Annotated in this window: 28 protein-coding genes and 1 pseudogene; 16 read left to right on the plus strand and 13 right to left on the minus strand. The window is 45.0% G+C overall.

Features of this window, described 5'->3' with window-relative positions; genetic code table 11:
• Positions 1-97 precede the first annotated feature (97 nt).
• Complete coding sequence (locus DW793_RS02030; protein WP_118156917.1) at positions 98-904, plus strand: hypothetical protein; 807 nt, start codon at positions 98-100, stop codon at positions 902-904.
• Positions 905-957: 53 nt separating this feature from the next.
• On the opposite strand, the gene DW793_RS02035 is transcribed toward DW793_RS02030, so the two are convergent.
• From DW793_RS02035 to DW793_RS02045, 3 genes and pseudogenes are all read right to left on the minus strand, one after another.
• Complete coding sequence (locus DW793_RS02035) at positions 958-2223, minus strand: 2-hydroxyacyl-CoA dehydratase (protein WP_118156918.1); 1266 nt, start codon at positions 2221-2223, stop codon at positions 958-960.
• A pseudogene (locus tag DW793_RS02040) lies at positions 2223-5200 on the minus strand (acyl-CoA dehydratase activase). Before DW793_RS02040 ends, DW793_RS02035 begins: the two are co-directional and overlap by 1 nt.
• 208 nt (positions 5201-5408) lie before the next feature.
• Positions 5409-6935 carry an AAA family ATPase gene (locus DW793_RS02045; protein WP_117857870.1) on the minus strand — a complete coding sequence of 509 codons (1527 nt, stop codon included), beginning with the start codon at positions 6933-6935 and terminating at the stop codon, positions 5409-5411.
• A gap of 353 nt (positions 6936-7288) precedes the next feature.
• Here DW793_RS02045 and DW793_RS02050 point away from each other — a divergent pair, with 353 nt between their 5' ends.
• From DW793_RS02050 to DW793_RS02095, 12 genes are all read left to right on the plus strand, one after another.
• The gene (locus DW793_RS02050) at positions 7289-8131 is read left to right on the plus strand and encodes an aldose 1-epimerase family protein (protein ID WP_118156919.1); all 843 of its coding nucleotides are present in this window, start codon (positions 7289-7291) and stop codon (positions 8129-8131) included.
• Positions 8131-8592: a D-aminoacyl-tRNA deacylase gene (gene dtd / locus DW793_RS02055; protein WP_118156920.1), complete on the plus strand. Its 462-nt coding sequence runs from the start codon at positions 8131-8133 to the stop codon at positions 8590-8592. Before DW793_RS02050 ends, dtd begins: the two co-directional genes overlap by 1 nt.
• Positions 8589-8930, plus strand: a complete 342-nt coding sequence (locus tag DW793_RS02060) for an arsenate reductase family protein (RefSeq protein ID WP_022287732.1) — start codon at positions 8589-8591, stop codon at positions 8928-8930. Before dtd ends, DW793_RS02060 begins: the two co-directional genes overlap by 4 nt.
• Positions 8931-9034: 104 nt before the next feature.
• A complete protein-coding gene (locus tag DW793_RS15010; RefSeq protein WP_252967828.1) occupies positions 9035-9319 on the plus strand; it encodes a hypothetical protein in 285 nt (94 codons plus the stop codon).
• 76 nt (positions 9320-9395) lie between these two features.
• A complete protein-coding gene (locus tag DW793_RS15015; protein ID WP_252969618.1) occupies positions 9396-9827 on the plus strand; it encodes an amidohydrolase family protein in 432 nt (143 codons plus the stop codon).
• Positions 9828-9861: 34 nt separating this feature from the next.
• Positions 9862-10077, plus strand: coding sequence for a hypothetical protein (locus DW793_RS02070; RefSeq protein WP_118156921.1), 216 nt, complete (start codon positions 9862-9864; stop codon positions 10075-10077).
• The gene (locus tag DW793_RS02075) at positions 10074-10487 is read left to right on the plus strand and encodes an SH3 domain-containing protein (RefSeq protein WP_118156922.1); all 414 of its coding nucleotides are present in this window, start codon (positions 10074-10076) and stop codon (positions 10485-10487) included. The genes DW793_RS02070 and DW793_RS02075 overlap by 4 nt, the downstream gene beginning before the upstream one ends.
• 14 nt (positions 10488-10501) lie before the next feature.
• A complete protein-coding gene (locus DW793_RS02080; protein WP_117857854.1) occupies positions 10502-11008 on the plus strand; it encodes a DUF6106 family protein in 507 nt (168 codons plus the stop codon).
• A 2-nt stretch (positions 11009-11010) separates the two neighbouring features.
• Positions 11011-11220 (plus strand): holo-ACP synthase, encoded by a 210-nt coding sequence (locus DW793_RS15020; protein ID WP_252967829.1) that lies wholly within the window; start codon positions 11011-11013, stop codon positions 11218-11220.
• Positions 11217-11393, plus strand: a complete 177-nt coding sequence (locus DW793_RS15025; RefSeq protein ID WP_252969619.1) for a hypothetical protein — start codon at positions 11217-11219, stop codon at positions 11391-11393. Before DW793_RS15020 ends, DW793_RS15025 begins: the two co-directional genes overlap by 4 nt.
• Positions 11386-12909, plus strand: a complete 1524-nt coding sequence (locus tag DW793_RS02090) for an NAD(P)H-hydrate dehydratase (protein WP_252969620.1) — start codon at positions 11386-11388, stop codon at positions 12907-12909. The genes DW793_RS15025 and DW793_RS02090 overlap by 8 nt, the downstream gene beginning before the upstream one ends.
• 60 nt (positions 12910-12969) lie before the next feature.
• The gene (locus DW793_RS02095) at positions 12970-13464 is read left to right on the plus strand and encodes a hypothetical protein (protein WP_147342146.1); all 495 of its coding nucleotides are present in this window, start codon (positions 12970-12972) and stop codon (positions 13462-13464) included.
• Positions 13465-13511: 47 nt separating this feature from the next.
• On the opposite strand, the gene DW793_RS02100 is transcribed toward DW793_RS02095, so the two are convergent.
• The 6 genes from DW793_RS02100 to DW793_RS02125 form a co-directional block, all read right to left on the minus strand.
• Positions 13512-14381, minus strand: coding sequence for a hypothetical protein (locus DW793_RS02100; protein WP_118156924.1), 870 nt, complete (start codon positions 14379-14381; stop codon positions 13512-13514).
• 250 nt (positions 14382-14631) lie between these two features.
• On the minus strand, positions 14632-15504 hold the full coding sequence (locus DW793_RS02105; RefSeq protein ID WP_118053054.1) for an NPXTG-anchored protein: 873 nt from the start codon (positions 15502-15504) through the stop codon (positions 14632-14634).
• A 206-nt stretch (positions 15505-15710) separates the two neighbouring features.
• Entirely contained in the window at positions 15711-16472 is a 762-nt protein-coding gene (locus DW793_RS02110; protein ID WP_118156925.1) for an amino acid ABC transporter ATP-binding protein, read from the minus strand.
• An 11-nt stretch (positions 16473-16483) separates the two neighbouring features.
• Positions 16484-17194 (minus strand): amino acid ABC transporter permease, encoded by a 711-nt coding sequence (locus DW793_RS02115; protein ID WP_041337372.1) that lies wholly within the window; start codon positions 17192-17194, stop codon positions 16484-16486.
• 381 nt (positions 17195-17575) lie between these two features.
• Positions 17576-20089 (minus strand): AMP-binding protein, encoded by a 2514-nt coding sequence (locus DW793_RS02120; RefSeq protein ID WP_118156926.1) that lies wholly within the window; start codon positions 20087-20089, stop codon positions 17576-17578.
• Positions 20090-20109: 20 nt separating this feature from the next.
• Positions 20110-20553 (minus strand): MarR family winged helix-turn-helix transcriptional regulator, encoded by a 444-nt coding sequence (locus tag DW793_RS02125; RefSeq protein ID WP_118053046.1) that lies wholly within the window; start codon positions 20551-20553, stop codon positions 20110-20112.
• Positions 20554-20767: 214 nt separating this feature from the next.
• On the opposite strand from DW793_RS02125, the gene nadA reads away from it, so the two are divergent.
• Positions 20768-21691 (plus strand): quinolinate synthase NadA, encoded by a 924-nt coding sequence (nadA, locus tag DW793_RS02130; protein ID WP_041337370.1) that lies wholly within the window; start codon positions 20768-20770, stop codon positions 21689-21691.
• Between the two features lie 4 nt (positions 21692-21695).
• Positions 21696-22130, plus strand: coding sequence for a GNAT family N-acetyltransferase (locus DW793_RS02135; RefSeq protein WP_118156927.1), 435 nt, complete (start codon positions 21696-21698; stop codon positions 22128-22130).
• 138 nt (positions 22131-22268) lie between these two features.
• Here DW793_RS02135 and DW793_RS02140 read toward each other — a convergent pair whose 3' ends face one another.
• On the minus strand, positions 22269-23420 hold the full coding sequence (locus DW793_RS02140; RefSeq protein WP_118156928.1) for a glycoside hydrolase family 5 protein: 1152 nt from the start codon (positions 23418-23420) through the stop codon (positions 22269-22271).
• A 237-nt stretch (positions 23421-23657) separates the two neighbouring features.
• Here DW793_RS02140 and DW793_RS02145 point away from each other — a divergent pair, with 237 nt between their 5' ends.
• Positions 23658-24227, plus strand: a complete 570-nt coding sequence (locus DW793_RS02145) for a hypothetical protein (protein WP_118156929.1) — start codon at positions 23658-23660, stop codon at positions 24225-24227.
• A 109-nt stretch (positions 24228-24336) separates the two neighbouring features.
• Here DW793_RS02145 and DW793_RS02150 read toward each other — a convergent pair whose 3' ends face one another.
• From DW793_RS02150 to DW793_RS15790, 3 genes are read right to left on the minus strand one after another with little or no spacing between them, the layout of a single operon-like run.
• Positions 24337-24975 carry a PHP domain-containing protein gene (locus DW793_RS02150; protein WP_118156930.1) on the minus strand — a complete coding sequence of 213 codons (639 nt, stop codon included), beginning with the start codon at positions 24973-24975 and terminating at the stop codon, positions 24337-24339.
• A complete protein-coding gene (locus DW793_RS02155) occupies positions 24975-25829 on the minus strand; it encodes an AGE family epimerase/isomerase (RefSeq protein ID WP_390624601.1) in 855 nt (284 codons plus the stop codon). Before DW793_RS02155 ends, DW793_RS02150 begins: the two co-directional genes overlap by 1 nt.
• A complete protein-coding gene (locus tag DW793_RS15790; RefSeq protein WP_390624602.1) occupies positions 25826-26143 on the minus strand; it encodes an AGE family epimerase/isomerase in 318 nt (105 codons plus the stop codon). The genes DW793_RS02155 and DW793_RS15790 overlap by 4 nt, the downstream gene beginning before the upstream one ends.
• Between the last annotated feature and the right edge of the window lie 54 nt (positions 26144-26197).

The following is a 26197-nucleotide window of genomic DNA, read 5'->3' on the forward strand; positions in this document are numbered from 1 at the left end:
TCTTTCATCTATCAGCATTTTCTCAACACGAGGCAGTGATGATATTGAAATCATTACAGATAAGTGGTTTGCGTGGAGTGCATTTCCTGCTTATCTTATGGATAACGGCTATTCAAACGCACTGGTTTTAATGCTCATGGGCAGCTCGCTGCTTTCGGCAGCACTCATATGCCTGCTGTATTTCATTTACAAAAAGCGTGACGGCAGAGCCACAGGCAAGCCATTTGTATTCACCGCTTTTCGTGAGATAGTTCTTATCCTCGGCATTGTGACCGTGACGACCTACGTTCTTTCCGATCCTGACAACATAGTTCTGCTGCCAGTGGTGCTACTGAGCTACCTTCTTATAAGGATATTCTCTGCAAAGAGCACCTTGACAATAGCGAAATTCGTAAAATGGATAGCAGTCTTTGCTGTATATATGATCATGATATTTGCCTTTAACTTCATTTCATATCTTTGCGACGGTTTCGCTGGCAAGCCTGACCTGTCAGTGCTCACCGACTATGACCACGTTTGGGTGTGGGTGCAGACAGACGAAGATATAATGACCTATACCTCAAGCTACAAAAACCCAGAAGGCAGAAAAACTCTCACTAAAGAGCAGGCTGAGCAGCTTACAGACATTTACATTAAAGCTCTGGACAGCCGTGAAAAGAGCTTTAGCGATTATATTGACTGTCTGAAACACCGCAACCTTGCAGGCAACTTCGCCTCAATAACTTTATACACCCGTAATTCGGACGATATTTACAGCGACAATAACAGCATCATTGATGTGATCGACATTGACGTCAGGCTGACAAAGAACAGTACCGAACAGGTGGCAGAAGAAATAAAAGCCCTTGATTTTATTTCACCGGAACAAATATCCTATCTTGAAACGAAAGAATTCTATCACTAACAAAAACCCCCTCAGAGCCACGCTCCAAGGGGGTTTTATCTTTCTGTTCTCTATTAATCCATGACCGCATTTGCAAGCATAAGCTTGATACGGTTCTCCTGATTGACCTTTGTCGCACCCGGGTCATAGTCGATAGCGACTATATTTGCGTCCGGATAAGCCTGCTTGATAGTCCTTGACATACCCTTTGCAACAATATGGTTAGGCAGACAGCCGAACGGCTGAGTGCAGATTATGTTCTTTGTGCCTGTTTCTGCAAGAGCCGCCATTTCCGCAGTGATAAGCCAGCCCTCGCCCATTTTTACACCCTGACTGATGTACTTATCAGCACACTTTCTAAGGTGTTCAAAATCATGAGGCGGCTGGAAAATGCCCTGTTCGTTGATGACCTTTATCTGCTGCTTCTGGAACTTGTAAAGCACATCATAACCAATGCCGTACATAAGAGTGCGGCTGGTTTTCTTGTCATAAAGCTTTTCGTCGTTGACAGCGTCCGACGCACAGTAAAGCACGAAGTCCAACAGTCCAGGCACGTTAGGCTCACAGCCCTCAGACAGCAGAAAATCGTTAAGGTGATTGTTCGCAAGGGGTGAATACTTAACGTATATCTCTCCCACGATACCCACCTTAGGCTTCTTCTCCTTTGTCCTTGGAAGCGCCGCAAAATCTTTCAGCATAGCGTTGTAAATGCTCTTTGTGTGCATATATCTGCTCGGGGTCGCAAACAGCTTTCCAAGCCTGTGCTGCCACCTTGCCAAAAGCTCGTCAGTAGAATTTTTCTCTATCTCGTAAGGCTTGCACTGATTGTACAAAAGCATGAGCATATCGCCGTAAAGTACCGCATAAATAAGCTTCATTGCAATTGCAGGGGTGATATCTATGGAGGCGTCCTTTTCAAGTCCGCTGAAATTCAGCGACAGAACAGGCACTTCAGGGAACTGCGTTGACAGCGCCTTTCTTATAAGGTGGATATAATTTGAAGCACGACAGCCGCCGCCCGTCTGTGACATAAGCAGAGCCGTGTGTTCAAGGTCGTACTTGCCGCTTTTGAGAGCGTCCATAAACTGTCCTATAACGAGCAGTGCAGGATAGCAAGCGTCATTATGTGTGTTTTTAAGTCCCTCGTCTATAACGTTTCGTGAGCAGTTTTGCAAAAGCTCCATGTTATAGCCGTATTTTTTGTATATCGCCATGATAAGCTTGAAGTGTATAGGAAGCATATCAGGTATAAGTATAGTGTATTCCTCACGTCTTGACTTGTCAAAATAAGACCTTTTTACTCTGTCCGAGCCTGCGTGTTTTATCTCCTTTTCAGCCATTACATTGCCTCCTTGTCCATTTTCTTTTCAGCATTTGCGCTGGCTTCTTTTTCCTCCAGTGCCGCCGCCAAAGACCTGAGTCTTATCTTAGCCGCACCGAGATTCGTTATCTCGTCTATCTTTAGCTGAGTGTAAAGCTTGCCCTTTTCTTCAAGTATAGCTCTTACCTCGTCTGTTGTAACAGCGTCGATACCACAGCCGAAGGATACAAGCTGAACGAGCTGCATATCATCATTCTCGCATACATACTCTGCCGCTCTGTAAAGCCTTGAGTGATAAGTCCACTGATTGAGTACGTCAAGTGCGGGTGTATCCACCTTCATTGCCACGCTGTCCTCAGTGATAACAGCAAAGCCAAGAGAAGCGATAAGCTATGTATGCCGTGGTTTATCTCAGGGTCGATGTGGTAAGGTCTGCCTGCCAGAACGATTATTTTCTGACCCTTCGCCCTTGCCTCAGCGATTATCTCCTGTGCCTTAGCCTCAATATCCCTATGGTATCTCACCTGCTCAGAATAAGCCTTGTTAAGCACTCCAAGCACCTGCTTTGCAGTGATGTTATACTTTGAAAGCGCTCTTGCCATTGCCTTTGCAACGTGCTTTTTGATGTTTATGTCAAGATAAGGCATGATAAAATTATCATCATTCAGCTTGTCATTGTTAGCCTTTAGAAGCTCAGGATAATAAGCAACAACAGGACAGTTATAGTGATTGTCCGACTGACCCTCGTCAGCATTGTAGCTCATGCAAGGATAGAATATAAAGTCCACGCCCTTGTCAAGGAGGCTCTCTATATGGCCGTGACAAAGCTTTGCAGGATAACATACTGTATCAGACGGAATAGTTTGCTGACCCTTGTAGTATGTATCTCTCGTTGACTCCTCAGACAGCACCACCTCAAAGCCAAGGCTTGTGAGCAGTGTTGAGAAAAACGGCATAAGGTCATAATAAGACAGCGCAAGCGGCAGACCTACCTTTGCAATAGGCTTTGCAGGCTTGTTATCAGCATAAGAGAGTATCTTGTTATACTTATACTCTATCATGTTCTCCGTTCTGTCGGTTATCTTTATGCCTGCACCCTTTTCACAGCGGTTTCCGGAAGTAAATCTTCTGCCGTCATTAAATTTTATTATAGTAAGGTTGCAGTGCGCACCACAGCCTCCGCACTGAACGGCCCTTGAATTGTAAGCAAATTCTTCAAGCTGAGCCTTTGTAAGAACGCCTGACTTGCCGTCCCTGCCCTGAGATTTTTCTTTTGCGAAAAGTGCACAGCCGAACGCACCCATAAGTCCCGCAATAGCAGGTCTTATAACGTTTCTGCCAAGCTCCATTTCAAATGACCTGAGCACAGCGTCGTTAAGGAACGTTCCGCCCTGAACGACTATATTCTTGCCAAGCTCGTCAATAGATTTTGCTCTTATTACCTTATAAACTGCGTTCTTGATGATAGACGAAGAAAGTCCTGCAGAGATATCCTCAACGGAAGCTCCGTCTTTCTGCGCCTGCTTTACAGATGAGTTCATGAACACTGTACATCTCGAGCCAAGCTCCACAGGTGCTTTTGCAAACAGACCGAGCCTTGCAAACTCTGCAATGTCATATCCCATTGCACCTGCAAAAGTCTGAATGAACGAGCCACAGCCTGATGAACAAGCCTCGTTGAGCATAATGCTGTCGATAGCGTTGTTTTTTATCTTGAAGCACTTGATATCCTGTCCGCCGATGTCGATGATAAAATCAACGTCAGGGCAGAAATAAGCCGCCGCCTTGTAGTGTGCAACAGTTTCAACTATACCATAGTCAACACCCAGACCTGCCTTTATAAGATCCTCACCGTAGCCTGTTACCGCAGAAGCTTTTATGTTAAGCTCAGGGGTAGCAAGGCTGTAGATCTCCTCAAGCTTGGAAGCGATTATATCCAGCGGCTGACCCTTGTTTGAGCAGTAGTGCTGATAAAGAAGCTTTCCGTCAGGTGTGATAAGCACAAGCTTTGTGGTTGTCGAGCCTGCGTCTATGCCAAGATAAGCGTCGCCCCTGTAAGTTCTGATGTCTTCATATTTAAGGTCAGACTTCTTGTGTCTTTCCACGAAAGCATTATATTCCTCACGGCTTGCAAACAGTGGCTTGCCTACCACGATATTGTCAGTAGCCTTTGCGTTCACTATCTTGTCGATAGCCTCATCTATAGTCATTTCCTCCGCCAGCGTGTCAGCATGAAGTGCCGCACCGAAAGCCATATAGCAGGAAGAATTTTCAGGAAGAATAGCGTGTTCCTCGTCGAGGTTCAGAGTAGTCCTGAAAGCCTTTCTCAGTGCACTGAGATATGTAAGCGGACCGCCAAGGAAAAGCACCTGACCGCCGATCTTTCTGCCCTGTGCCAGACCCGAAACTGTCTGGTCAACAACAGCCTGAAAAATAGACGCAGATATGTCCTCTTTTCTTGCACCCTGATTAAGAAGCGGCTGAATATCAGACTTTGCGAAAACACCACATCTTGAAGCGATAGGATAAGTCTTTTCAGCCTTAAGAGCAAGGTCGTTCATCTCGTCAGGGGTAACGCCCAAAAGTCCTGCCATCTGGTCGATAAAAGCGCCAGTTCCGCCTGCGCAGGAGCCGTTCATACGCTGTTCAACGCCCCCTGTGAGGAAGATTATCTTAGCGTCCTCACCGCCAAGCTCAACCACAACGTCAGCCTTTGGATACTTCTTGTTTACAGCGATAAAAGCAGAAAAGACCTCCTGCACGAAAGAGATCCCGCTTGCCTCAGCGATGCCAAGACCTGCCGAGCCTGTTATGGCTATCCTGAACTTGTCCTCAGGATAAAGCTCTCTGATAGCACGCAGCTGCTCAGCCACCGTTTCCCTGACCTTTGAAAAGTGTCTTTCATATTTGTTATAAATAAACTCGCCATCGTCAAGAATTACCGTCTTGACCGTGGTCGAACCTACGTCTATGCCTAAATCATAAATCTTGCCCATAGTAAAAACCTCACTGATTCTCGTTTGTACACTCTTAGTTATTATATCACACTTTTTCGCAAATTACAAGCTTTTTATATTAACAAATATGTATCTGAAAACTACCTATAAAGCTAAAACGGGCGAACACTGTTCGCCCCTACAATGCAACTATTACAATGTATGGCAAAATGCGTTCGCCCGTGTGATATTCATTTTGTGTCTATGCTTATTCCTGCTCTAAAAGGCAATCGGTAAGATTAAGGTCATAGAGATTGTTGTAGGTAGGCTGCTGAACAGGCTCACCTGCAAGTCTGTAGAACTGCTCTGAGCCGTACTTCTTGATGAAGTTTGTGGTGTGGCAATTTATTTTCAGCTCCTCGATAAACTTCTTCATAACATTGCTGTCAGCGCCATAAGCATTCTCAAGGAAGTCAAAAGCGTATTTCAGACCATTCATAGACTGCTGTGTAACGTTGTTTGCGCCATGGAGCAGATTGTTGAAGGAGTTCTGCAAAATAACAGTACAGCGGTTTTTGTTATCTCTTCCCTCGTTCGTACACTTATCAAGATAAGCTTCAAGATTGTGAAGAATCCAGTGCTGAATCTTCTTGTTGGACGGCGAGATGTTTCTTGCTCTTACCGCCTTGTCAAGGCTCTTGTTGCAGTCCATGATGTGTTCACTGATTATCTGACGGCATGAAAGACCATTGTTTATCTTCACAAGGATATCTTCCATTCTTGGGTGGATAAGTCTTATCATCTTCTCCATTTGGATACAGCTTCTCATTGTGTATGTGATGCCGTCCATAAGCAGATTCATAAGAGCCACAGCTTCCTCAGTGCCTGCCGCTCTTGCGTCAGCAATGTTCTGAGCAGTTATACCGCCCTCGAGGATAGCGTCAACGTCATATTTCTCACGATAGTAGTTGAATCTGTCATAATATTCCGCAAAGCCCTTTGAGAACTCTGGGTTCTGTACATACTGAGCAGCCAGAGCGTGGTCAACAAGGATACCGCTCTCCTCATAAAGCTGCATCATTTCAGAAAGGTCCTCCCAGCCACGGGCAGTAACAAAGCGGTAGTTGTTCTTATCGCTTGCGTCTACCATATAATAGTGGTCAGGGTGAAGCTCAAGATATGATATGATAGCAGGGTGAACGCCTGCATAGTAAGCATATTCCTTCCAAACGCCAAAATCAGGCTGACACTCGACTCTCTTAACACGGTCGAGAGTAACGATATCGAACTCAGAAACAGACTTGTTGAACTCAGGCGGGTTACCTGCCGTAACAACTACCCAACCTGCCGGAACCTGATGAAGTCCGAAAACCTTATACTGCAAAAACTGGAGCATTGCAGGAGCAAGGGACTCGGAAACGCAGTTTATCTCATCGAGGAAAAGAATACCCTCTTTAATGCCAGTGGCTTCGATAGTGTCATAAAGAGTAGCCACGATCTCACTCATCGTGTACTCGGATATCTGCACGTCAGCACCGGTGTAGTTTCTATGTACAATAACAGGAAGACCGAGGGCAGACTCTCTTGTGTGGTGGGACATCGAGTAGGTAACAAGGTTTACGCCAGTTTCCTGAGCTATCTGCTCCATGATAGCGGTCTTACCGATACCAGGTGCGCCAAGCAGGAACACAGGTCTCTGATGTTCTATGCTAATTCGGTAATCGCCAAATTCGTCTTTAATGAGATAGGCTTGTATTGCATTAAGTATCTGTTGTTTTGCGTCTTTAATATTCATAGTCATTTCTCCTCAGTGCAGTCTGAAGCTGTGAACAAAAAGCACTGCACAATTAATAATCTTACCATTTTATTATAGACTATCTCCAAATTAAAGTCAATAGTCATCACAAGTTTTGTCAGCTTACACAAACAATTGAAAATATTTTAGTTATTCTGTATCAAAGTCATAAAATTTAACTGTTAAAATATTGATATCAGAACAGAATTTTCAACAGACTTTTAAGTTTTTTCAAACGTTTTCGCCCATACCCCAGCCGACCTCATAACCTCACTGCTCACTTGGTTTTGACATCTCCCAAACAATGTGCTATAATAATAAGGTATAAAATTTTTCTCTCGGAGGTCATATCTATGCTTTATGAAATAAAAAATGATAAACTCTCTATCTCAGCCGACACTTTCGGTGCTGAGCTTCACTCTATCAAACTGGACGGCAAAGAATATCTCTGGCAATGCGGTGACGCTTGGAAGCGCTACGCTCCTATTCTCTTCCCGTTCATATGTTCCCCTAAAGACCGCACCTACAAGGCAGGCGGTCAGGAATATCACATGGCTGCAAACCATGGTTTCGCCCGTGACAGCGAATTTACATACGCTGGAAGCACCAAAAATTCCGTAAGCTTTCTCCTCAAAGATAATGACGTGACACTTGCTCAATACCCATATCACTTTGAGCTTGAAGTCACCTACTCCATAAAAGGTTCAAAAGTCACCGTCACAAACACAGTAAAGAACACTGATGAAAAGGCTATGTACTTCTATCTCGGCGGTCACCCTGCTTTTATCTGCGATATCCAAGGTGGCAAATGCACAGTTGAGTACGAGAAAAACGAGCATATCGTTCAGCCTATCCCAAACGGCGAGAGGACTATCCTTGACGGTGAAAAGACTATCACTCTAACAAGAGAGCTTTTCGACTATGACGTTATCATGAAAGACCACCCTGCTTCAAAGGCTGTCACCCTGAAAAAGTCTGACGGCGGTTTCGTAAAGCTTTCATTCCCACATTCTGACTGCATTGCCGTATGGACTTCCACCGGTGACCCTGACGCTCAGTTTATCTGCCTTGAGCCTTGGACTAGCGTGCCTGTTTACGAGGACGACGCTTTTGAGGATATCGAAAACAAGCCTCACGCTATCAAGCTTGCACCTGAAGCTGTTTACACCTACAGCTACACCGTGGAGGTGGGCTGATGAGAGCGGTAATACAGAGGGTCACAAGTGCAAAAGTTGAGGTCGAGGGCAAGGTCACAGGCGAGATAGGAAAGGGCTTTCTGATACTTTTCGGAGTAGGTCAGGAGGACACTGAGGCTGACTGCGACAAGCTTGCCGACAAGATATCAAAGCTTCGCATTTTCGCCGACGAGAACGACAAGACAAATCTTTCTATAAACGATGTTGGCGGAGATATTCTTTGCGTTTCACAGTTCACCCTTTATGCAGATTGTCACCACGGCAACCGCCCGTCATTTATCTATGCAGGCAAGCCTGATGAAGCCAACAGACTTTATGAATACTTCTGCAAGGTCTGCGGCGAGAAAATTACAGGCAAGGTAGAAAAGGGCGTTTTCGGTGCAGACATGAAGGTTTCACTGCTCAATGACGGTCCTTTTACTATCATTCTTGAATGCAGAAACGGAGAGATAATCCCATGAACATTCAGATATTCGGCAAGTCAAAATCCTTTGACACCAAAAAGGCCGAACGTTATTTCAAAGAGCGTGGAATAAAGTTCCAATCTGTTGACCTGCCTACAAAGGGGCTTAGCAAGGGCGAGCTTAACTCAGTGCTTGCGGCTGTCGGCGACATCGACAAGCTTATCGACCCAAAGGCAAAGGGAGAGCAGGCAATGCTCATAAAATATCTTGGAAGCACCGAGGAAAAGATAGAAAAGCTTCTTGACTATCCCGAGCTTTTTGCCGCACCTATCGTAAGAAACGGCAAGAAAGCCACAGTAGGCTTCTGCCCCGAGGTGTGGAAAAGCTGGGAATAGCCCTAGATGAAAATACTGTGAAAATTGCCGATATTCGTTGAAAGAGGCTTGAATTTGTGGTATAATACCATATGGAAAAGTATTTTCAGAAAGAGATGTTTTAAATGGTAATTGATTTTCACGTTCACGCCTTTAATCCAAAGGTAGCGGAAAAGGCTGTTGAAAAGCTTCAGGCTCAAAGCGGCATAACCCCTTTCACAAGAGGCACTGCAGAGGAAACCATACAGCGTTTTGACGAATGGGGCATTGACAAGGGCGTGCTGCTGTCAGTGGCGACAAAGCCTGCTCAGCAGAGAGTTATAAACGATTGGTGTGCCCAACAGGACGGCGGAAGATTTATAGCTTCGGTGGAATACACCCTGACGCTGAGGACTATGAGCAGGAGATAGCCCACATAAAGGAGCTTGGACTTCACGGCATAAAGCTTCACCCTGATTATCAGGCTTTATGATAGATGATGAGCGCATGGACAAGATATATGACGCCATTGAGAAAGCTGATCTGCCTGTTATATTCCATTCGGGCTATGACTGTGTTTCCCCTGACCTTATCCACTCCACACCTGAGAGGGCGCTGAACATGATAAAAAAGCACCCTAAGCTCAAGGTCATTCTTGCACATCTTGGTGCAAACATGATGTGGGAGCAGGTGCGTGACGTTTTGGCAGGAGTTGACGGTGAAGTTTATTTTGACACCGCTTTCACAAGTATGTGTCCTGACGATCTTATGCAGGCTATCGTTGAAAAGCATGGGGCTGACAGGATACTTTTTGCAAGCGACTGCCCTTGGGACAGTTCCTACCTTATAAAAGAAAAGATACTGCGCTTGGACATTTCCGAGGATAACAAAGATAAAATTCTCGGCGGCAACGCAGAAAGACTTCTTGGCTTAAAATAAAATTGTGTAAATTCTGAAAAGAGGATATAAATAAATGAGATCAAAACTGCTTGCGGCTGTGCTGGCTTGTTCTACGGTTTTCGGGCTTGCGTCATGTGGGGCAATGCTTCCAGAAAGCTCCTCCGAAACGGAGACCACCACGGGTACTGCCGCCCAGAGAGTTATAGAGACCACAAAGACCGCCACAATGGGTGACGATTATGATGAGGACGATGAGGATTACGAGGCTACACCACCACCACTTCTGTGACGGCAGGCACACTTGAAAACCCTGACGTGAGCATTGACGAGGGCTACGACCCTGACATAATCGCAACGGCAACAAAGAGGACGACCACCACAACAACCACAACATCTGCCGAAACAAAGGCGACTAAAAAGACCACCACCACAAAGTTCAAAAAGGACGCACTTTTCCCTTTGGGTGATGATGTGAAATACCCTGATTCTATCCCATTTCTTGTAAAGTCAGACACCTCTTATCTTAATCTCAGATACGGCCCGTCAAAGAAATATGACGTAATAGAAAAGATACCTGACGGCAAGACCATAAACGGCTATGGTGAGAGAACAGATGGTGACGGAAACATATGGGTATATGTAAAATATAACAATAAAAGCGGCTGGGTAATGAAAGAGCTTCTCAGCGGCACTGAATAAACGGAGGACAAATAATGGACAGCTTCAAGGAACAGATAGTTCGCAAGATTCCCACAAAGAACGATAAGATACAGAAAATTTTTATCATGATAGCAAGCGTGGCACTTGCCGCACTGTGCTTCATTTTCCCATTCGGCACGCAGTTTTCTGTAATAGGCATTTTTCTTGCCGCTGCCGCACTTTATGGCGGTTATTATCTTACAACAAAACTCGATGTGGAGTATGAATACATTTTCACAAACGGAGAAATAGACGTTGACAAGATAACGGCTCAGCGTTCAAGAAAGCGCCTTATCACATTCCGTTGCGGCAGTGCGACAGATTTCGGTATTGCTGACGAGAATTTCTCTGTGCCAGAGGGCGCAACACAGGTCCTTGCCTGCGCTTGTGACGATAGCCTTACAGACTACTACATAACATTCAACCACAAAAATCTCGGGCTTACAACTGTTATCTTCACACCTGATGATGATATGCTGGAGCTTATGAAGCCTGCGCTTCCGAGAACACTGAGGAAATAAAAATGAAAATATTTGTCGGAACTGATCTTATTGAGATCGAACGCATAAAAAAAAGCTGTCAGAGCCGACGTTTCTGTGAAAGGGTTTACTCCGAAAAGGAGCTGACCCTTTTTTCACAGAAGAAAAACCCATACGAATCCATGGCGGCGAATTGGGCGGCTAAGGAAAGCTTCGCAAAGGCTTTAGGCACGGGGGTGGAGGCTTCGCCTTGAACGAGGTGTCATGCTTGCGTGACGAGCTTGGCTGTCCTTATCTGGAGCTTACAGGAAACGCGCTTTTGGCGGCTGAAAATAGGGGGCTGACCTTTGCGGTGTCACTTTCCCACATCAAGGATATCGCTTCGGCAGTGGTGATAGCTTATGAAAAGGAGGATAAAAATGGATAGGATATTGACAGTGGAGCAAATGACATTTTGCGAGCATGAGGCTGAAAAATATGGCGTGAGCCTTGCTCAGCTCATGGACAATGCGGCGGCACAGCTTGCGGAGGTCATTGCGAGCAACTCAACTGCGTCCTCAAAGATAGTGCTTCTTATTGGCAAGGGAAACAATGGCGGTGACGGACTTGTGGCGGCAAATTTACTTGCGGAACAAGGCCTCAAGCCTGCGGTAGTCCTATGCTGTGGCGAGCCTGACACTGACCTCTCCTCGGCAGCGTATGCTAGGCTTGATAAGAGCGTAGAGGTGCTGAAAGCTGAAAATGCGCTGGATTTTATCGAGGGTGCAGATGTGCTTGTGGACTGCATTTTCGGAACGGGTTTTCATGGCAGTTTGCGTGAAAATATCCTGCCAGTATTCAGAGCTTGTGAAAAATGTGAAGGCATGAAGATAGCATGCGACCTGCCGTCGGGAGTCAATGCACGGAATGGTCAGGCTGACAAGCTGTCGTTCAAGGCTGACGTGACAGTGACCTTTCATCGTGGCAAGCTGGGTCTTTATTTACAGCCTGCGGTGGACTTTTGCGGTGAAATTCTGGTAAAAGATATCGGCATTGACGAGCGTTGCGAGAATACCCTATACCCTGTTATAACGCCTTTTGACGTGGTAAAAGCAAGGGCGGCACTGCCTTTTAGACCTGCTGACGGACACAAGGGCACGTTCGGCAAGGTGGTGAGCGTGGCAGGTTCGGAGAGCTATATAGGTGCGGCAGGGCTTTCAGCAATGGCGGCAATGCGAACAGGCGTGGGGCTTTTTGAGCTTTGCACTGCAAAAAGCGTAGTCAACTCCCTGTCGGCTGGTATGTATGAATGTACATACTCGGCAATGAAAACCGACAAGGACGGCTTTATGGTGGCTGAAAATGCGGAGGCGATACTGAAAAAGTGCGAAAAAGCAAGCTGTTTGCTGATAGGCTGTGGGCTTGGTCACACGGCTCAGACAGAGAAGCTTGTGGCGGAGCTTACCCAAAATGCGGAGATACCCATAGTTTTGGACGCTGACGGAATAAATTCACTTTGTCCGAATATAGATGTACTGTTGAAGAAGAAAAGTACAGTTATCCTCACCCCTCACCCTGCGGAGCTTGCAAGGCTTTGTGGCGTGACGGTGGGCGAGGTCATGTCGGACAGACTTGGATCTGCATATAGGCTGTCAGAAAAATATGGTGTGACAGTGCTTGCGAAGTCAGCTGACACCTTTGCGGTGGGCGGTGGAAAAGTTTATCTTTGCACCGAAGGCACAACTGCTCTTGCAAAGGGTGGCTCAGGGGATATGCTTGCAGGCATTGTATCCTCCTATGTAGCTCAGGGGTGCAACGCTCTCGATGCGGCGGCACTTGGGTCGTTCACACTTGGCTCGACGGCTCTGCTTGCAGGATACAAAAGATCTGAACGTGGAATCATTGCAAGAGATGTTATTGACGCTTTGCCACGATTTTTGTATAACCTTGAAAACGCCGACTAGGCTGTACTAAAAACAAAGACCTTCTTCTTATGAAGAGGGTCTTTTTTAATGGAGGGCAAAATGAAAAGAACAAAGGCATTTTTTATCACGATTTTGGCGGTAATGGGCTTATGCTCATGTGGTGAAAGCAGCGAAGTCAAACCCGTAAAGCTGGCAGAGGATTACAAGACCCCGGCTGAGTTCACCATTGACGGCACGGAATACGTCGCAAGCTTCACCCGTGAGGGCGCAGATATGTGGGAATGCGAGATAACCGCACCGGAAACTGTAAGCGGCATGGTGATAACCTGCTCAGGAGAAAGCGCACGACTTGAATACAAGGGTTTGACCTACGAAACTGACCGAGGAAACATACCCGAAAGCTCCGCTGTCACAATGACTGCCGCTGTGCTTGACAAGCTTATTTCGCAGAAAGGTGTGACGTATCTCAAAAATGACAAGGGAGATATCACCGCCACGGGTCAGATAAAAGGGCAGGATTTTTCGGCTAAAATCAAAGGCGGAAAGGTAAAAAGCTTGGAGATATCAGGGGAGGTAAGCGTAAAATTCACATAAAAAAAGGTGCAGAGAAAATCTGCACCTTTCTTATGTATGGAAATGAATTATTTACCAAAGTTTGCACAAGCGATAACGTTACCGTCCTCGTCCTCAAATCTGAGGTCAGCAATGTAGAAATCAGCCTGGTTTGGAATGCCCCATCTCATAAGTGAAACATACTGTGGTTCAGTTGAGTTTACAAATGTAGCACCGTCCTTGATACCAGGTCTCATTGTAAGCTCATAGGAACCCCACTCAGATGTCCACTCAGCCTCGCCGAAGTCATAGAGGTCATTCCAGCTGTTTTCGCCCTCACCTGTTGTAGGCTGTGTAACGAATGCGCCCATGAAGTTACCAGGAACAAGTGAAGAAACTCCATCGTCACCAGTGAACTCGCCAACTGCCTTTGTAACTACGTCAGCCTTAACTGTGAAGATCTTCTCAAGATCAGCTTCCTGACCCTCGAAGAACTTCTCCATGTGGAACTTGATCTTAGGGATCTTGTAGTTGCCATTATCCTGATCGAGAACCTCGACCTTGAGCATTGGAACACCTGCAAGTTCCTCAATAGAGAGATTTACATGAGACTCATCGTTCTCGTAATCCTTCTCAGCGAAAGGTTCAACGATAGAAGCAACGTCCATATCCTTCTTGAAATATACAGAAGCCTCTTCATAGTTCTTCAGAGTAGCTGGCATTTCGGAAATATCCTTTGCAGCCTCACCCTCAGACTCTGTGCCGGAAGCGGCTGTTGAATCAGCTGTTGACTCAGGAGCAGCTGTTGTTGTAGTAGCCTCTGTTGTTGTAGCAGCTGTAGTTGTTGTAGTAGTTTTTGCCTCAGCCTTTGATGAAGAAGAATCATCAGAGCTGCCGCAAGAAGCGAACATAGCACTTGTAAGTGTAAGTGCAAGAGCGCAAGCTAAAAACTTTTTCATTTTAATAACCTCCGTTTAATTGTCATGCTATACACATAGCCTGACCTATATTTACTTTTGTATTATAACACAATCGTCACATATTTTCAATATACTATTTGCACAATTTAAGCGCATGATTTCATATGTTTTGCACAGAAATCGTTTACAAATTAGTGCAGGTTACACAAACGAATAAAAAAACAGAGCTTCCCGAATGACAGAAAGCTCTGTATAAATTCACTTATTCAAGTGTGTTATCTGTGAGAGATTACTTTCTCTTAGAGATAACGATAGCTGCACCAGCAAGTGCTACGCCAGCGAGTGCAAGACCAGCTGTTGCGCCTGTAGCTGCTACGTTGTCAGAAGCTGCTGCTGAAGAAGTAGCTGCTGTGCTTGTTGTGCCAGCCTTTGAAGATGTAGCTGCTGTTGAAGTAGCTGCTGCAGAAGATGTCTTAGAATCGTCCTTCTTGGAGTCAGTCTTAGAATCTGTGCCTGAAGCTGTTGAATCAGTTTTAGAGCTTGACTCCTCAGCTACTGGCTTCTTCTGAACTTCCTTCTTGTCCTTGTTAGAACCAGCCTCGTAGATAGCATTGCCGTCAGCGCCAAGAACCTTAACGCCTACAACGTCGATGCCCTTGAGGTCAGCTGCCCAGTTGTTGATACCAACTGCTGCATAACCCTTTTCCTCATCGTCAACTGCGTCAAAGAGAGGTGTATCGCCCTTGTATTCAAGAACGTATGTACCTTCCTCGTCTGTTGTGTAGCAGAGTGTGTCCTTTGGCTTATCATCTTCAACCCAAGAGCCGCCAGCCCAATCCTTAGCGTTCCAGCCGTTCTTTGTGTCGTTGAAGTTGATGGATCCGCCGCCGCCGATCGTGTTCCAGTCGTTGTTGTCAACCTTGATAGTGAAAGATGCACCGTAAACAGCTGTGATATCAGTGATACCGTCCTTAACTACGTTGCCCTCAGACTCATCGCCTCTGAAGAAAATTGCAAAAAGGTCATCCTGTGACTGTCTGCCGATTGCAAGAAGGTCATCGCTTACGTTGAGCTTTGTGCCTGCTGCTGATGCTGGGATCATTGCCATAGAAGCTACGATAGCTGCTGCTGACATACCAGCGAGAATCTTAGAAATTTTCATCGTTAATCTCCTCCATATGAATATAGTTTTATGAATTGTCATTCAATTCTAGTCTTATTATAGCAGACTTTCTCCCTAAAATCAAGGGGTTTTCACGTTTTTTATTCCAAAAAGTGTTGAAATTTCTAACAATATTGTCACACTTCTTTTGTGCATTAATCACAGAAAACGTTATCATTTTTTGCTTTTTACAACAATTGTCAGTCCTATCTGTCATTGAATCTCTGCAAGAACTGCTTTGTTCTTTCGTTCTGGGTCTGACCGAAAACTTCCTCCGGAGTACCCTCCTCCACGATATAACCATCGTCCATAAAAATAACATGGTTTGCCACATCACGGGCGAATGCCATTTCATGGGTGACGATGACCATGGTCATTTTCTCTTTTGCAAGCTCTTTTATTACCTTTAATATCTCTCCTGTAAGTTCAGGGTCAAGTGCGGAGGTCGGCTCGTCAAAGAAAAGTATCTGCGGCTTCAAAGCCAATGCTCTTGCGATAGAAACACGCTGCTGCTGACCGCCTGAAAGCTCACAGGGATAGGACTTGCCTTTAGTTTCAAGGCCCATTTTTTTCAGAAGCTCTTCGCAGTTGGCTCTAGCCTCCGCCTTTGACTGTTTGAGAACGTGAACAGGAGCCTCGATTATATTCTGCTCCACCGAAAAGTGCGGAAACAGATTAAAATTCTGGAACACAAGACCTATTTTCAGGCGGATATCCCTGAGGGTCTTAGAGGGTGCATACACCGCCTTGCCGTTTTCCGTGTGGAACATATTCACGCCATCAACGTTTATCTCTCCGCCGTCTGCTTTTTCAAGCTGGTTTATACAGCGCAGAAGCGTTGATTTTCCGCTTCCTGACGGACCTATTATTGCGACTACCTCGCCCACCTCAACGTTAAAAGAAATATCTTTGAGTACCTTAAGGCTGTCAAAACTTTTGGAAATATTTTTCACTTCAAGAATAGCCATATGAGTTCTCCTTATTTATAATAGTCGAATTTCTTTTCGATAACGGCAAATGCCACCGTCACGATAGCGTTGAGTACAAAATAGAATGCGCCTGCGATAAAAAGCGGTGTTATTGAGCTATACAGGTTCATCTGCTGTTTTGCCTTCATTGTTATCTCAGCGAATGCGATAACGTTTGCGAGAGAGGTATCCTTTACAAGGACGATGACCTCATTCGATGTGGCAGGGATAACACGCTTTGTGACCTGGGGCAGGATTATTCTAAAAAAGGTCTGCATTTTTGTCATGCCGAGCATTGAAGCCGCTTCGTACTGTCCCTTTGGGATAGCCTCGATACCGCCTCTGAATATCTCTGCAAAATACGCTGCATAGTTAAGGACAAATGCCGTAACAAGGGCGATAAACATATAGTTCTCGTTGTTTTTTATATTGGTAAGCACGTCATATACACCGCCTGTTTTGCCCTGCTTTGCAGCACTTGCGATAATAAGCGGCACTGCATAGTAGATAGCGATTATCTGAAGCATGAGCGGTGTGCCACGCATGACAAGTATATATAGATTTGTCAGCCACGAGATAGGCTTGAAGCGGCATTTTTTCAGCATTGTCACAAGCACTCCCACAGGTATTGAAAGCACGATGGTCCATGCAAAAAGCTTCAGTGTATTAGGCAGGAACTCCAGCAGGATCTCCGTGACCTTTTTTACTTCCTCAAAAGTCATAAATATTCATTCCTTAACAAAATATTACGATAACACGTCACCGTATCAGCGTATTAATACATTATACTACATATTTTGCGACTTGTCAAACGGAAAGAGTGAGGAATGAGGTTGAATGAGGAATTAGGAATGAGGAGTGAGAAGTGAGGAGTGAGGAGTGAGGAGTGAGGAGTGAGGAATGAAGGTATCGCCTGCGGCGATGATTTTTTTATTGCGAACTGCGTTCGCACAATTAACTCACCAACGTTCTTATTAACTTACCTCTTGGAGTATCTCAAACCACAGCTATGCTAATTCCTCATTCCTCATTCCTAATTCCTCATTTGTCATTCCTCACTCCTCATTCCTCATTAGAGCGTTCCGCTCAGTTTTCTTCGTTCTTCAAAGCCAAAACCGCTTCACGGACTTTCGCCATAAGTTCCTCAGGCTTTCCCCGTTTGGATAAATAGGCTCACCGTAAACGACTTTTACTTTATATTTGCTAAGACGCTTCCAGTTGAAAAGCCTTGGGAGCTTTCTGTCTGGCGGGAATATCTCGTGTCCGCCTTTGATGTAGGCTGGTACTATAGGTACATTGGCTTCGATAGCAAGGACGGCTGCACCGCTTTTGAACTTGCCCATTTCACCGGTTTTGCTTCTTGTACCCTCCGGGTGAACCAGCACACCCCATTTCTGACCAAGCTTTTTACGCAGAGCCGCCATTGTTTCGTCTACTCTTCCGCCTCTGTCAACAGGCACCATACCGCCTATTCTTACTATAAGTCGGCTGGCTAAACTGCCGTTGAAAAGCTCTTTTTTCGCCATACAGCAGAATTTTGCAAAACGCTCGTATCTGAAATTCAGGGTGAGGAAGATAAAATCGAAGTTTGAAACGTGATTTGCACAGATTATATAACCGTCCTTATCAGGTAGATTTTCCTCGTTTGCGACCTTGACCTCATAGAAGGCTGTCACAAGATTTCTGTAAAAGCGGTAAATACGATAGTCTATCTTTTTCTTATCCAGTGGATAGAGCATTGATTTCACTGTTTGCGGCTTTATACGGTTTGGGTTTTGAACGAGGGAGATAAGCTTGCCCACTGTCATGTTCTTATCCATACAGCCGTCAACACGCACACCACTGAACTCCTCTATCTCCAATGCAAGCTCGATAGCTGAGAGGGAGTCTATGGTGAACTCCTGCAAAAATTTTGTACTGAGCTTGACTTCATTCGGCTGAACGTGTGCTATTTTTGCCACGGCGTTTCTCACCATTGACGGGATATCCGACGGGTCGATACTCTTTTCTGCCTGCTTTGTAAGGCTGTCAAGGTCATCCTCCATGACCATTTTCTTCAGCAGATAACGCTTTGGCTTGCCGATAGCTGTTCTTGGTATAGAATCCACAAAATGTATGCCGCTGAGTTTCATTGCCTGCCCTGCGGATGAGCTTATCTCTTTTAGCTTTTCTTCCGTTTGCTCACGCTTATCCTCAGCACAGACCACAAAGGCGTGCACCTCGTCATAGCTTCCCTCTTTCGCAGGCACTCCGCAGACCACAAGCTCGTCAACGCTCTCGATGCCCCTATAGACCTGTTCGATATCGTCAGGGGCGGCTTTTTTGCCTGTGGATAGGACAATATTTTCTTTACATCTGCCGAGAATGACGATATTTTTATGCTTATCGAACTTTGCAAGGTCGCCTGACTTGAACCAGCCGTCAGGATTGAAAGCTTCATCTGTGGACTTTTTGTCGCCATAGTAGCCTATCATCATATAAGGTGACTTTATGAGAAGCTCACCGCTGCGGTCTATCTTCACTTTGATATCGGGGTACGGCTTGCCGCAGGTGTCGGCATAGACGTGCTTGCCATATGTGCCGATAGTTGGTATGCTCGTTTCGGTCGCACCGTAGTTGTTCACAATATTAAAGCCTGTGCCGTAGAAGAAATCAAATGTATCCTTTGACATTGGCGAGCCTGCGGAGCAGAGAAATCTAAGTTCGCCGCCCAAGGCTTTATGTATCTTTGCAAAGATCTTTTTGCCGCTGTTTATGCCGTAGATCTTACGCTGATGAAGCGCAACAGGAAACATTTTCCTGAAAAGTGCTGAAGATACTTTGCTTGCGTTGATCTGCTGCATTATCTGGGTTTTCAAAAGCTCATAGACCTTTGGCACGCCCGGGAAAACTGTCGGCTTGAAGTTTTGAAAGCCTGCGGAAAGGCCCTTTGCGGAGAGAGACTCAATAAAGCACACTGTTCCACCTGTGAGGAGAGGGGCTAAGACCTGTGCAAAAAGTCCGTAGATATGGCTGTTTGGCAGGATCCCGAGATAGCGTTCGTTATCGGTTATGCCGTTGCACCGGCAGACCATTTTGCAGGAATTTATCTGAGAATCGTGGGTGTGCATGATGCCTGAGGCTGTCCTTGTCGTACCGCTTGAAAAGATTATCACTGCGATATCAGGATCGCCTACTTCACCTTGGCGGAGTATATTTTCCCCTGAACCGTCAAGTCTGTCAAGCTGGTTTTGGATATCGAGAACAGGTATATTTTTCACGCTTGTAAGCTTCTTTGCCGCCTTTTGAGAAGCGACAACGCACACAGGCTGTGACTTTTTCACCAGTGCGACAAGCTCTGCCGCAGGAAGCGAATAATCCAAAAGGACGGCTGTGGCGTTTAGCTTTGCACAGGCGAGAAATGCGATATTCCACTCAGGTCTGCCCTCAGAGGCGATACAGACCCTATCCCCTGCCACAACGCCCATGGCTTTCAGGCGACTGCAAAAAACATCTGCCTGTTGTAAAGTCTGTCCGAATGTATATTCCTTTGTTTCACCCTCGTCATTCATCATCACGAGAGCGGTCTTGCTATAGCGGTTTATTGCCGTTTTTCTAAATTCGTTATAAATGTTCATAGCAGTTTCCTTTCCGCATCTCAGACTGTCTGAGAGCTGCCTTTCATTGTATGTTCAAGTGCCGCAACAGCTTTTTCGGAGCTGTCAAGGAGGTTTTTGAGATTTTCCTCACCCAGTGCGTCAACGAACACGCTGAAATATTTTTCAAGACGCTGCTGCTTTTCTTCAATGGACTTTTCACCTTTTGGGAGGAGTTTCACCTGCACACGGCGTTTATCCTCAGGGTCACGCACAAGGCTAACAAAGCCTTTTTTCTCCATTGTGCTGAGAACAGAGGTCACACGCTGACGTGATATCATAAGGTCACGGCTTATGTCCGAGGGGTAGACTATGCCCTCGGCTGTGCTAAGATAGACTATCACTTTGCTTTCGCCCTGAAAAAGCTCTGCAAGGTCGTCCATATATCCTGTTTCAAAAAATCGTCTGAAAACTTCTCCAAAACGCTGGGCTGTTTTATCGTTCATTGTTATTCCTCCAAATGTCAAGGCGGTTGATTGTCAACACTGTTGATTATACACCCTGTTGATGAATTTGTCAAGTGCATGGCTTGTTCTGGTACAAATGCCCTTGACAAAATGCCTATATCATACTATAATAATATGGTATAAATCTTTCGGCAAATGCCGAAACACCGAAAGGAGGATATGCTTTTCAAAGGTCGAAAGGCATGATCTGGATATGATTAAGGACGTACAGGAAAAAATTCTTCAGTTAAAGAAAGAAAACGATATTTGTATACTTGCGCACAGCTATCAGGCTAAGGAGATAGTGGAGGTAGCAGATATTACGGGTGATTCATACAAGCTAAGCGTTGAGGCGCAGAAGGTCTCAAACAAAAACATACTTATGTGCGGAGTGCATTTTATGGCTGAGGCGGCAAAAATGCTCAACCCTGACAAGAACGTATATCTTGCAAATCCATCGGCAGGCTGTCCAATGGCAGAGCAAATGGAACCTGAGATGATAGAAATGATAAAGGCGCAGGAGCCTGACAGAAAGGTAGTATGCTACATAAACACCACAGCCGCACTCAAGAGGGTTTGCGACGTTTGCGTTACTTCCTCGTCTGCGGTGAAGATAGTAAAGAACATGGACGCTGACAAGATACTGTTCATTCCTGACTGCAATCTTGGTGCATTCGTAAAAAAAGCCTGTCCTGAAAAGGATATAATGCTTTTGCAGGGCGGATGTCCTGTTCATGCGTCGGTAACAAAGGCTGACATGATAGCGGCTAAGACGGCTCACCCTGATGCACTGGTGCTTTGTCACCCTGAGTGTATCCCTGCTGTAAGCGAAATGGCTGATTATGTTGGTTCGACTTCCGGCATAATGAATTTTGCGGCTGAGTCTGACGCAAAGGAGTTCATTATAGGCACTGAGATTTCCATTGCGGAGCATTTGCAGTACAGATTCCCTGAGAAGGAATTTTACGTACTCTCAAAGAAGATACTTTGTCCTAACATGAAACTCACCACTCTTATGGACGTTTACAAGACTTGCGAGGGCATCGGCAACGGCGGCGGTTTTGAGATAAAGATGACTGACGAGGAGATAACCTCTGCAAGAAAATGTATCGACGAAATGATACGTCTTGGGGGCTGACAGAATGGACGGCTACATCATAAAGATCGCAAAAGGGCTTGCAAACAACGCAGACGCCAGACTCATACGACAGCAGGTATTCGTTGAGGAGCAGGGCTTTGTGAACGAATTTGACGATATCGACCCTGAGGCTTATCATGCTGTTATCTACACAGGAGGATATCCCATTGCAACAGGCAGGCTGTTTGACGAAAATGGTGAAGCGCACATTGGACGTATCTGCGTGAGAAAGGCATATCGTGGCAGAGATCTTGGCAGAATGATAGTGGAAGCCCTTGAAAAGCAGGCTGAAAAAGTGGGCTACAAGGAAGTCGGCTTATCGGCGCAAACGAGAGTACAGCAATTTTACGAGAAGCTTGGCTACAGGGCATATGGTGATGTTTACAAGGACGAATACTGTCCGCACATTGCAATGAAAAAGACCCTTTCAGGGGAATAGATATGAAAAAGGACGACTTGGGGTCGTCCTTTTTTGTTTTATAAACAGATTGTCGGGAACGAGTGACATTTGCCATTACAGAAAAAAATAGAATTTGCTCACAAAAAAAGGACGGAATCGCTTCCGTCCTTGATTTTTTTAGCTATTTACTGTTTCCATGATAGCGTCAACTATTTCAGGGAAATACCAGCCACCCTCGGATCTGTTGAGAAGTCCGAAGTTCTCACCGTTTCCTATTCTTGTGCCGTTATCCCACCAACAGCATGGTACGCCATACTGCTTTGCAGTGCTGAGATAATCCTTCACACACTGAACTCTTGCTTCTGTATTATCCTTGTTTACAGAGCCGAACTCACCGATTATTACAGGTATTCCCTTGCTGAGGAACACTTCATTGATATCGGTGAAAAGTGTTGTGATAGAAGAGTCGATACTTGTATACTGGTCTGTGCCTGCGGTATCAAGTGCAAATGAATATGGTAGATAAGCATGGATAGAAACTATTATCTTATCGTCGCCCTGTGGAACTTCCAAAGCTTCCATGTTTTGTTTTGATGATGAAGCAGCATATGGCGTTACCATTATACATCTGTTAGGGTTGTTTCCGCCAGAAGCACGGACAGTTTCAACGAATGCCTTTGCATACTGGTTCACAACTTCTCTTGACTCAGCGTCGCCTATCCACTCGTTGCCCTCGCCTCTAAGTCTAGGTTCATTCACGCCCTCGAAAATGAGGTGCTCGTCATAACCCTGAAATCTGTCACATATCTGCTTCCAGAGGGCTTTGAGCTGCTCTATATCCTTATCGGCACGGTCTTTCTTAGGCATATACCACTCTTCGTGGTGGGTGTTGAGGATAACGAACATTCCGTTGTCGATACCGTAATCAACTATTTCCTGAACTCTGTTCATCCATGCTTCGTCAACTGTATAGTTCTCGTCCATGTGAGTACCCCATGAAACAGGAAGTCTGAACACGTTGAAGCCTGCGTCCTTGACCTGGTCTATCATCAATTTTGTGGTTTCCACATTTCCCCATGAGGTTTCAGCGTCAAGACCTGAGCCTGTGGCGTCCATGGTATTGCCAAGATTCCAGCCCACTTTCATCTGTGCCACAAGGTCTTTTGCAGTGGTCACTGTCATAGGGTCATTGGTATGCTTCTGAGTATTTTCTGTAGCTGAAGAATCGTTTTCAGCCTTTGAGGAGCTGTCCGAACTGCCACAGGCTGTCATCATTGATACGCCCATTGCAAGGGAAAGCACTGCCGCAAGTAGTCTTTTGATTTTCATATTTTGGTTTTCCTTTCTCACCATATAAAATAATAACATTTATATTTTAGCTCATTAATGTGGATTTGTCAATAGGAATAATAAAATTAGATAAACGCACAAAGTTCTGTTGAAATGTGACTATATATACAAAATTTAATTTTTTTGTTATTCATTTTGTTCATTGACAATTATAATCATAAACTGTATAATTTAAACACAGAGTATTTAATTTGATAATTATATGGGGGTACAACTATGAAAGCTAAACACGTTGGCATAATAATATGGATAATCGTTGCTGCCGCTTTTATATTTTGCTTTTGGTATTTTGGCTTAAAGAACATAGTTTCTTCTGATGAACCTGAAGATGATGAAAGCGGAATAAATACCTTTAACTACAGCTGTCCCCATGACGATACCTATCAGGAACCAACGCTGAATATGGGAAAATATTATCCAAACGGAGATACAAGCAAAGATTATTTTATAATAGGAGAAAACAACACTCTGAAATACAGCGGAGATTCGGAATATCTTTGCAATAAGCTGTTTACGTTTTATGACGAGACCGCAAAGCAGGATACGATAAAAATGTGGTCTGAAACCAGAACATATACTATTAAAACCTATCACGAAGCAAGAGATCAGATACTAATTGAATTTGACTATGGAAAACATGAAAATGCTTTCGCTTTAGCATTTAATTATGTTGATGAAAACACATTCGTCGCCGTTGATACTTACATTCGTGTTCCCGACGATTCTGCCGCTGAATCGGAATCTTATTCCGACGATGTTTCGGTAAATGAAAGCAAAATTTCATAGTAAAAAAACTTCAATGGCGAAAAAACGTCATTGAAGTTTTTATTTATGTTTTATGTTTCAGCCGGCTTTTCCGGAATTATCGGGGTAAGCTTTCCGTCACGGAGAAATTCTATGTATCTTCTATGGAATTGATAGGCTCGTCAGTTGCAACACCGCTGATACGGCTGTCCTCCACCCACAGGTGGTGGTTATCCGTACCGCCTGTTTGCTTAAAGCCGAACTGTTCGGCATACCATTTCGCACGCTGATTATAGACCTCTTTGCTGTTGCCGCTGTTATAGACCTCTACTCCGTCTATCCACTTTGGCAGGAGCTTTATTTCATGGATATACCAATCTGCTTCACGGAAAGGGTGGGCATGGACTAGCACGCCCCCTGCTTTATGCACTCTGTCGGCAAACTGATAAAAGCTTATATCACTGATGTTATCATTGGCAAGAAGAAAGTCCTTGTCGATACCATATGTCAAAAGGTCTGCGCCAAAGTAGGAATACTCCAGACCGAAAAAGACTTTCAGACCTATCTTGTCACCCACTTCTTTGGCATTCTCATAGCCCCTGCAGAACTTGTTCACTCTGTCCTCCCAACTGTCGAAGTTGGTGACAGCACAGTTGCCGTTGAAAAAGTGATCGGTGACGATGATCCCGTCATAGCCTAGGGCTTTATAACGCCTTGCCTGCTCTGCTCCGCTTGCAGAGGCACAGCCGCTTCCCTCGGCGGTATGCAGGTGTGTTTCATACCTGAACATCAGAAGTCCACGCCTCTCTTGATGACCTCCATGCACATTCTGCCGTTATGATAAGGGCATTTCCATGGGCCTACTATCTCTTTCCAATCGTGCGGTTTATGGTCATAGGAAACCTCGGAATACCACTCTGAGCCTTCTCTCTTGTCGATCATCTCAGCCTTGATATACTCCCACACACTTCTTGCACTTTCAAGGAACTTCTTTTCTCCGCTGTGCTGATAAGCGTTGATGAAGCCAACAACAGACTCTGCTTCTACCCACCATACACGCTTCTTGTCTATCTTATCATTCTCACGCTCGTTGTTCAGTGCGCCGTTATCCAAAGCGATGTTCTGGATATTATGAGAGATCTTAAGATCCATTTCAGCAAACTGCTTTTTAAGCTCCTCGTCCCCAAGAGTATCGCAGGCAAGATCCATGAGCCATGTTGCTTCGATATCGTGACCAAATGAATGGATATCTCCAACAAGGTCAAACTTTGTGTCAAAGAAAACTTTCAGAGCGTTTGTTTCAGGAGTATAAACAATATCTCTCATCTGACCAAGCTGGAATTTAAGCCTTTTAGCAACTTCCTCGTTGTGGTCTGCCTTATAAAGCTCGGTATAAGCTTCGATAAGGTGGAGGATAGCGTTCATTGTCTTATCAGCCTGCAAGCCGTTCTCTGAAAGAGCGTCATTTGATACCAAGTTCCACTGTCTGTCAAAAGCTTCTCTGTAGCCGTACTCGTCGAGAGTGTTGTTCTCGATATCGTGGAAAAGCTTATAGGCAAGCTCAAGAGCCTCTTTGTCACCGCTTGCGTTATAGTAGCATGACAGTGCATAGATAGCAAATGCGATGTTGTATGTATGCTTCATAGTGTCGGCAGGCTCGCCTTATAGTTCATCATCCAATAAACTCCGCCGTACTCATAGTCGATACAGTGGTTTTTGATAAACTCGTAAGCGTGGCGTGCGTTGTCAAGAAGTGTCTTATCGCCCAGAGTGATATACGCTTTTGAATAGAACCAAAGTATTCTTGCGTGGAGGATAACGCCCTTATCAGCCTGCTTATCCAGTTTGAGGTCATAGCTCATAAAGCCGTAAAATCCACCGTTCTCATCATCTCTCAGCTTGTTCCAGAAGGGAATGATATGTCCTGTAAGTTCCTTTTTGACTTCTTCAATTATCATCGTAAAAACTCCTTTTAAAATATATTGTCTACGATTTTTCTATTTCAACATTTC

The organism is Ruminococcus sp. AM31-15AC, from assembly GCF_003462045.1.
Classification (GTDB): Bacteria; Bacillota; Clostridia; order Oscillospirales; family Ruminococcaceae; genus Hominimerdicola; species Hominimerdicola aceti.